The organism is Candidatus Bandiella numerosa (genome assembly GCF_021811875.1).
GTDB lineage: Bacteria > Pseudomonadota > Alphaproteobacteria > Rickettsiales > Midichloriaceae > Aquirickettsia > Aquirickettsia numerosa_A.
In genome coordinates this window covers 1-9027 of record NZ_JAJBJD010000026.1, presented here as the reverse complement: position 1 = coordinate 9027, position 9027 = coordinate 1, and the positions used below count along the sequence as shown (strand labels likewise).

General features: G+C 32.1%; 5 protein-coding genes and 2 tRNA genes. All 7 read left to right on the top strand.

Translation table 11 applies throughout. The features are described from left to right. The first annotated feature begins 481 nt into the window (after positions 1–481). The 7 genes from L8D11_RS01830 (at position 482) to ileS (ending at position 8758) form a co-directional block, all read left to right on the top strand. On the top strand, positions 482–1276 hold the full coding sequence (locus L8D11_RS01830) for a transporter substrate-binding domain-containing protein (protein ID WP_236869973.1): 795 nt from the start codon (positions 482–484) through the stop codon (positions 1274–1276). Positions 1277–1280: 4 nt separating this feature from the next. Next, a complete protein-coding gene (gene ychF / locus L8D11_RS01825) occupies positions 1281–2390 on the top strand; it encodes a redox-regulated ATPase YchF (protein ID WP_236869972.1) in 1110 nt (369 codons plus the stop codon). Positions 2391–2402: 12 nt separating this feature from the next. Then, positions 2403–3734, top strand: a complete 1332-nt coding sequence (gene glmM, locus L8D11_RS01820; RefSeq protein WP_236869971.1) for a phosphoglucosamine mutase — start codon at positions 2403–2405, stop codon at positions 3732–3734. A 4-nt stretch (positions 3735–3738) separates the two neighbouring features. Continuing rightward, positions 3739–5247 (top strand): murein biosynthesis integral membrane protein MurJ, encoded by a 1509-nt coding sequence (murJ, locus tag L8D11_RS01815; protein ID WP_236869970.1) that lies wholly within the window; start codon positions 3739–3741, stop codon positions 5245–5247. 111 nt (positions 5248–5358) lie between these two features. Continuing rightward, positions 5359–5434: transfer RNA gene (locus L8D11_RS01810), tRNA-Glu, on the top strand. A gap of 26 nt (positions 5435–5460) precedes the next feature. Next, positions 5461–5536 (top strand) — tRNA-Phe (locus tag L8D11_RS01805). Positions 5537–5608: 72 nt separating this feature from the next. Then, on the top strand, positions 5609–8758 hold the full coding sequence (ileS, locus tag L8D11_RS01800) for an isoleucine--tRNA ligase (protein ID WP_236869969.1): 3150 nt from the start codon (positions 5609–5611) through the stop codon (positions 8756–8758). Positions 8759–9027 lie beyond the last annotated feature (269 nt).

The following is a 9027-nucleotide window of genomic DNA, read 5'->3' as shown; positions in this document are numbered from 1 at the left end:
CTTTCTTGAATTCCTATTATTCTATCAGCTTTTATACCAAACTTATCGTTCTTCTTTATATGAATCTAATTTTTTAAATCCATTTATTGCATATCTTCCTTGCTTTGCATTTATGCAACGGCCTTTATTTATGCTTCCTTATATGAATCTAATTTTTTAAATCCATTTATTGCATATCTTCCTTGCTTTGCATTTATGCAACGGCCTTTAATATCAAATAAACATTACTTTGCCAAGGCAGAAACTGCTCTTGTTGAGTCATTCAATTCATTAATACGTCATTATCTTGCTAGATTTCATAGAAAAACTAAACGATATAGCAAGTCTATAGATATGATTTATAACTCTATTCTAATGCTTTTTAATAAAGATATACTTTTATCTCTCTTTAGTTAACAATGCCAGGCCGTTAAATTTTTAAAAGTTGTGTTATTATTAATATTTAGTATAATGTACCTAAATGTTTTTTCAATTTTTTACTATGAGTAAGTCTTATAAATTAGTAGTATTAGCAATAGCTGTATTCATTATTATTTTGGCAATTTTCTTTATAACTAGGTTGCAAAGAAATGTAAGTAATTCAATGGGTGATGTTTTAGTTGTGGGTGTGAGTCCTGATTATCCTCCTTTTGAATATACAGAAGATGGTAAGATTGTTGGTTTTGATATAGATTTTATGCATATGCTTGGAGAAAAGATGAGTAAAAAAATTGAAATTAAAGAAATGGAATTCTCTTCGCTTATTCCTTCATTAAATTCTGGCAAAATTGATTTAATTATATCTAGTCTATCTAAAAATTCTGAAAGAGAAAAAAATGTTAGTTTTTCGGATCCGTACTATACAAGTACTTTTGCTATAATTACTATAAAGGATAATGACGTGAAAACGCTAGATGATTTTCCTAAAAACACAAAAATTGGTGTGCAAACAGGTAGTACCATGGAGAGTTTTGTTAACAATTATAATGAATCTTCTGATAACTCGCTTGAAATTGTTTCTTTGGGTTCAAATTTTCTTTTGCTTGAAAAGCTCAAACTTGGAGAGATTAATGCTTTAATAGTAGAGGACGCACAGGCACCAAATTTTATTAAAAATAGGCCAGAGCTTAAGTCTGAATCTATAGAGGATAATGTGTATATTGATGAAGAGGAAAATAGCTATGCTATTGGAGTTAAAAAAGGTTCTAGCTTTGTGAATGAAATAAATAAAAATATAGAAGATCTGAATACAAGTGGGCAAATTGAAGAGCTTCTTAAGAAGTGGCAGTTAAGATAAGTGAATGGGATTTAAATGCGGAATTGTTGGATTGCCGAATGTTGGTAAATCCACTTTGTTTAATGCTTTAACTAGCAGTCAACAAGCGAGTGCGGCCAATTATCCGTTTTGTACTATTGAGCCCAATAATGGATTAGTTTTAGTACCAGATGAAAGATTAAAAAGACTTTCCGATATTGCAGGATCTAAAAAAATAATATCTACGCAAATGGAATTTGTAGATATTGCAGGAATTGTTAAAGGAGCGAGTAAAGGAGAGGGGCTGGGTAATAAATTTCTAGCCCATATTAGAAACGTTGATTCTATAGTATATATGGTAAGATGTTTTTACGATGATGATATTACGCATGTTGAAGGTAGTGTGGATCCAATTAGGGATACTGAAATTATAGAAACAGAATTAATTTTAGCGGATATAGAGAGCCTCAATAAACAACTAAAAACAATTGAGAAAAAAGCAAAACAATATAAATCCCTAGCCGAGATTGTATCATTAATCAACCAGATACTACAGATTCTTGATTCAGGAAATCCTGCAAGGATGTTTATGAATGAAAGTAATGAGGAAAAGGTTAGAACTCTAAATTTATTAACCTCTAAACCATTTTTCTATATATGCAATGTTGAAGAAGATTATGTTTTAAGTGGTAATGAATTTTCAAAACTTATTGAGCAAAAAGCTACAAAGCAAAATACAGTTAGCATCAATATATCAGCAAAAATTGAAGAAGAAATTTCTAACCTTAGTGATGATGCTGAGAAAAAAGAATTTTTAAATGAATTGGGACTTGATGAAAGTGGCTTAAACAGAGTAATCAAAGCAGGCTATAAAATTCTCAATCTGAATACATATTTTACTGTAGGGCCACAAGAGACCAGAGCTTGGACTTTTAAGAGAGGTACTACGGCACAAAAGGCAGCTGGAATAATTCATACAGATTTTGAAACTGGATTTATTTGTGCAGAAACAATATCTTATGATGATTACATCAAGTATAATGGAGAGCATGGGGCAAGAGAAGTCGGTAAATTAAGGCAAGAGGGAAGGGATTACGTTGTGGATGATGGTGATGTGATGCTATTTAGGTTCAATGTATCAAAATCAAAAAAATAAATAATTAAAAATATGTCGTCAATTTTTGGAACCGATGGAATTAGAGGGTTAGTTAATAAATTTCCAATTACGGCAGATATTGCTTTAAAAATAGGTACAGCAATTGGGGTTTCTATAGGAGCTAAGAATTCAAAAAGAAGGGTCGTGATAGCAAAGGATACTAGGCTATCAGGCTATATGATAGAACCAGCTTTAACAGCTGGAGTAATATCAACGGGGGCGGATGTTATTTTGGTCGGCCCAATGCCTACGCCGTCTGTACCTATTTTAATAAAGTCACTAAGAGCTGATTTTGGAATCATGATTACAGCATCACACAACCCATATCACGATAATGGAGTTAAACTGTTTAATAAAGATGGTCATAAACTCGATATAATTTCCAGGCAAAAAATTGAAGAGTTAATATTTAGTGAAAAATTGAATGAGAGCCTTGCTGAACCATCAAAATTGGGCAGGGCTAAAAGACTAGATGATGCACCTGGTAGGTATATTGAATTTGTAAAGAGGTCTTTTCCAAAAAATTTTACTCTATCTGGTATTAAAATTGTTCTAGATTGCGCAAATGGCAGTGCATATAAGTTAGCACCAACTATATTATGGGAATTAGGAGGTGAAGTAACAAAGCTCTCTTGTGAACCTAATGGGTTTAATATAAATGATAATTGTGGTTCAATGTATCCTAAAGATTTATGCGAGAAAGTGTTTGAAAGTAAGTCAGATATTGGCATAGCATTAGATGGAGATGCAGATAGAATTGTAGTTTGTGATGAAAAAGGACAGATAATTCCAGGTGAATATATAATAGCGATGATTGCAACTCATCTTAAAGTTCATCGCAAATTGAAGGGTGATGCTATTGTGGTTACTAAAGTTTCAAATTTGGCACTAGAAGAGTATTTAAAAGATATAGGAATAAAAACCATTTATTCTGAAGTAGGGGATATAAAGGTGCATGAAAAGATGGTTAAAAATAATTTAAATTTTGGCGGAGAAGAGTCTGGGCATATAATTTTTTCAGATTATTCAAGCACAGGTGATGGAATTGCGTCTGCTCTTCAAATACTCGCCATATTAGTTGAAAGTGGGAAAAAATTAAGCGATTTAGTAAAAATTTTTAAACTCAATCCACAAATTAAATCAAATATAAGGTTTAACGATAAAAACCCTTTATTAAAAGTTTCTGTAAACAATGATATCAATAATATCATTGAGAATAACCCAGATTTAAAAATAGTAGTTAGAAAATCAGGAACAGAAGCGCTGATTAGGGTATTGGTTGAGGGTAAGGAAAAGTTAAAAATTCAAAAAATACACGATGAAATAGTAAAATCAATCGTTTGAAAAAGTGAGTAAATTAATTAGATCAACGTTTGTTGTAAGCTTATGTACATTAATTTCTAGAATTTTTGGTTATATTAGGGATATTGTTATTGCTGCAAAGCTTGGCACAGGTTTACTTAATGATGCTTTTATAGCAGCTTTCAGGCTTGCCAATATGTTCAGAAATATATTTGCTGAAGGTGCTCTTAATTTAGTTTTTGTCCCTGAATTTTCAAAAGAATTAAAAAATCATGGAAGGCAAAAAGCTTTAGAGTTTGCATCTAAAGTACATTTATTATTAATAGTTGCACTAGCAATATTTTGTTTGGTAGTCATTGTGTTTATGCCTCAGGTAATTTGGTATTCAACTCCAGGCTTCAGAGATAATATTCAAATATATAATTTGGCAGTACTGTTTGGAAGAATAACGTTCCCATATTTATTTTGCATTTCTTTAGCAGCATTTTATGGCGGAATACTTAACAGCTTTAACAAGTTTTTTCCATTCGCAATTGCACCAGCAATCTTAAATATTGTAATTATTGCTTTATTGATAACTCTAGACACATTCGAAACAAGTGCACACAGCATTTCAATTGCTACTTTAATAGGTGGCGTATTAGAGCTATTATGGATGGTGTTTTTTCTGTTTAAGCACGGGTGCAAACTAAAATTTTTTAAAATAGAAGTTAATGAAAAAATCAAGAAAATTTTAAAAAATATAGTCCCCATTATTATATCATCTGGAATAACCCATATTAACACCTGGTTTAGCATGATTATACTTTCGTTTTTCCCTGGAGGGTTGTCATATTTATATTACGCAGATAGAATTGTACAATTGCCACTTGCGCTAATTGGTACAGCGATTGGAACTGTAATGCTTCCGATGCTTGCAAAAAAAATTAAATCTAAAGATGATGAAGATGCTACAAATAGCTTGCAAAATAATGCGATAAATCTTGTTATGATGTTTACAATTCCTGCTACCATAGCATTATTTTTTCTATCAAAAAATGTTATATATACTTTATTTGAAAGGGGAGAATTTACAAATGATAGCACTATTCACACGTCAGAAACTTTAAAAATATTAATATTTGGTTTGCCGGCATTTATATTGATTAAATTATTCCAAACAAAATTTTATGCCAAATTTAACACAAAAGTCCCGGTGATGATATCCATCACCTGCATGTTAATCAACATCATAATAAGTATTACATTAATGAGTCAATTGCAATACTTTGGCGTTGCAATTGCAAATGTTGTATCAGGTTGGGTAAATATTATAATTTTAGTATTTTTTGCTCATAGAATTTTGCAATTTAAGTTTCAAAAATTTATTATACCTGAAATAATGAAATATTTTTTTGCATCAATAGTCATGATATTTTTCATGTATATATATGAAAATATTGTTAATTTAGAGAGTAAATTTTCATTGCTAATTTTTGAGATGATGGTTGGTTTTATCAGCTATATGTTAATATGTTACCTGTTTAAAATAAAGATTTTTAATCATTTTAGGTAAAGATTTAAACATCAACAAAACGTGACTCAAAAATAAAAATAGCAAGAATATCAAATTTTTTTAAAAAACTATTTGAATTTTTCGAGATTTATATGTAGTCTTCCCTATTTAGACCCCTTCGTCTAACGGTTTAGGACTCCACCCTTTCACGGTGGCAATACGGGTTCGAATCCCGTAGGGGTCGCCAGAAATTGATACTGGCATGCTTAACTTGCCCAGGTAGCTCAGTCGGTAGAGCAAAGGACTGAAAATCCTTGTGTCGGTGGTTCGATTCCGCCTCTGGGCACCACGTCAGCCTGTAGCGTTTCTATGCCACTTTTTAAGTATAACAGTTTTAAATCGTTTTAAGTAAATATATCTCATGACCATAAATTCTAAGGATCCAATAAAGTTAGATACTGATGATTTTAGTCAAATAGAAAAGAGTGTCTTAAAGAAATGGCAGGAAGAAAATACGTTTCTAAATACCTTAAAGGGAGATGAAGAGTTCATTTTTTATGATGGTCCCCCCTTTGCTAACGGTTTGCCACACTATGGTCATTTATTGACAGGGTTCATCAAAGATTTATTTGCTAGATATCAAACTATGCGTGGCAAAAGAGTTGATAGAAGGTTTGGTTGGGATTGTCATGGACTTCCAGCAGAGATGTATGCGGAAAAAAAATTAAATATATCTGGAAAAATTGCCATAGAAAATTATGGTATTGAGAAATTCAATAATTACTGCAAAGAATCGGTTTTAAAGTATACCAATGAATGGCAAGAATATGTCACTAGGCAAGCACGTTGGGTAGATTTTGATAACGATTACAAAACTATGGATAAAAATTACATGGAGAGTGTAATTTGGGCATTTAAAAAGCTTCATAATAAGGGGCTTATCTATCAATCTATGAAGGTAATGCCATATTCATGGGCATGCGAAACACCTGTTTCAGATTTCGAAACACGAATTGATAATTCTTATAGAGAAAAGCATAGTAAAGCAGTAACTCTTGGATTTGAGCTAATTGATGGTGCTCAAATCATTAAAGGATATAAATCAGTACTTCTTGCTGTTTGGACAACAACTCCTTGGACATTACCATCTAATTTAGCAATAGCAATTGGGAAAGAGATTGATTATGTAGTGCTAGAGAAGGATGGTGTGGCAATTATCATTGCTGAAAATTTATTGCCAAAATATGAAAAGGAATTGGGCAATGATATTGTAAAAAGAATAAAGGGTGCTGATTTAGTGGGATTAAAATACAATCCACCATTTAGGTATTTTAAAGGTCATAAAAATGCCTTTGTTATATTTCACGCAGACTTTGTTACAACAGAAGATGGTACTGGTGCAGTGCACGTTGCACCCGGTTTCGGGGAGGATGACCAAATTTTATGCGAAAAAAATGATATAGAGTTAGTATGTCCTGTTGATAGTGCTGGGAAGTTTACTTACCCAGTTGAAGAATATATAGGGAAACAAGTCTTTGAAACAAATGAAGACATAATCATTAGGTTAAAAAATCAAAATTTATGGATAAAAACAGAGCAATACATTCATAATTATCCTCATTGCTGGAGAACTGATACGCAGCTTATTTATAAAGCTGTTCCATCATGGTATGTCAAGGTGACGGCAATTAAAGATAGAATGATTAAAAATAATCAAGAAATTAATTGGATACCAGATCACATTAAGTCAGGGTTGTTTGGTAAATGGTTAGAAAATGCAAGGGACTGGTCTATTTCTAGAAATAGATTTTGGGGTTGCCCTATCCCGGTTTGGCAAAGTGATGATCCAGAGTATCCTCATATGGAAGTGTATGGTTCAATAAAAGAAATAGAGGAAGCATTCGATGTTAAAGTAAAAGATTTGCATAGACCATATATTGATTCACTTACGAAGCCTAATCCAAAGGATCCTACGGGTAAATCAAAACTTAGACGTGTTCCAGAAATTCTTGATTGTTGGTTTGAAAGTGGCTCAATGCCGTATGCTCAGGTGCATTATCCTTTTGAAAATAAGGATTGGTTTGAAAATCATTTTCCAGCTGATTTTATAGTGGAGTATTTAGCTCAAACCAGGGGTTGGTTCTACACCCTTATCGTCCTTTCTACAGCTTTATTTGATAAACCACCTTTTTTAAATTGTATATGCCATGGTGTGATTCTTGGTGATGGTGGGCAGAAATTGTCCAAACGTCTCAAAAATTATCCTGATCCTAAGGAGGTGTTTGAAAAATATGGTGCAGATGCTATGCGTTGGTTTATGATGTCATCTCCAGTGATGAGAGGGCAGGAATTAGTGATTGATAAAAATGCAGATGGAATAAAAGAAGCTGTAAAGTCTACGCTTAAACCGTTGTGGAATGCATTTCACTTTTTTTCAATTTATTCCAAAGCAGATAAAATTCAAGCCAAATTGGATGTAAATTCCATAAATATATTAGATAAATATATAATTTCAAAATTGGTTGATACGATAGAAATAATAAGGTCATCTTTAGATGAATATGATACCGTTTGTGCTACTAAATCTGCAGAAGAGTTTTTAGAAGTGCTGAATAATTGGTATATTAGGCGTTCTAGAGAAAGGTTTTGGCGTCACCAAAAAGATCAAGACAAAATATATGCATATAACACTTTATTCTCTGTATTACATATTTTTGTCAGGGCCATAGCACCACTACTACCGATGATTTCTGAAGCGATATTTTTAAATTTAGACAATGATTCATCAAGTGTGCATTTAGAAAAATTTCCTAATTTGGATGCGTATTTATATAATAAGTCGCTTGTACTCAATATGGAAAAGGTACGTGATGCCTGCACTACAGCCCTTAGGATTAGAAATGATCAAAAAATACGTATAAGGCAACCTCTCTCAAAAGTTACGTTTATTGGAGTGACAGACAGTAGCCTTTCTGAAGAGCTAAAGCAACTTGTACTAGATGAGATAAATGTTAAAAGTTGGGCTAATTTAGGAAAAGAGGAGATAACTAAATATGCAGATTATAAAATAAAAATTAACTTTTCAGTGCTTGCAAAAAGATTACCAGAAAAAATAAAGGAAATTATTACTGCCAATAAATCAGGAGATTGGAAGATTGTCGGAGATAAAATTGAGATAGCTGGTAACTTATTGAGTCATGATGAATTTGATTTGAAATTAGAGGCAAAAGAGCAATATAAGAATAATATTAGTGCTCTTTCAACAAATGACGCCCTTGTATTAATTGATCTAGATATTAATAAAGAATTGGAACTTGAGGGTATTGCTCGAGATATTGTAAGAGCCATTCAACAAACAAGAAAAGATATTGATTTAGAAATTACAGATAAAATAATTGTGAATATTTTTAGTGATGATGAAATAATAAACCAAAGTGTGGACAGTTGGACGGAGTATATTAAAGAGCAGACTTTGGCAGTTGAAATAAAAAATAGCTCAGATGGATTTGAAGGGCAAAATGATATGAAGATTGAATCTGGAACTTTCAAGTTTAAAATTACTAAATTCTAAGCTGGAGACGTTTTTGCTATAGGTGAAACTTATCAGTTGGTATTGATTTGATTGCGCTCTGTTTAAGAAACCTCAACTCGGGATTAGAAACTCATATAAAAAAGACCATTGCATAATAGGCAGAAAGAAACATATATGATAGAGGAAGCATAAATATTAGATAGCGTATAAATAGGAAAAGTGCTAACCTTTGACCTAAAACAATACAGGTATCAAATGGATTTTGAAATAATAGTAAGAAAAAAAGAAAAAGGCGAGGTAGTATCAGA

Excerpts from the sequence above, each read along its gene's own strand:
- L8D11_RS01830 (WP_236869973.1), top strand. The coding sequence starts at position 482 with ATGAGTAAGTCTTATAAATTAGTAGTATTAGCAATAGCTGTATTCATT.
- ychF (WP_236869972.1), top strand. The coding sequence starts at position 1,281 with ATGGGATTTAAATGCGGAATTGTTGGATTGCCGAATGTTGGTAAATCC.
- glmM (WP_236869971.1), top strand. The coding sequence starts at position 2,403 with ATGTCGTCAATTTTTGGAACCGATGGAATTAGAGGGTTAGTTAATAAA.
- ileS (WP_236869969.1), top strand. The coding sequence starts at position 5,609 with ATGACCATAAATTCTAAGGATCCAATAAAGTTAGATACTGATGATTTT.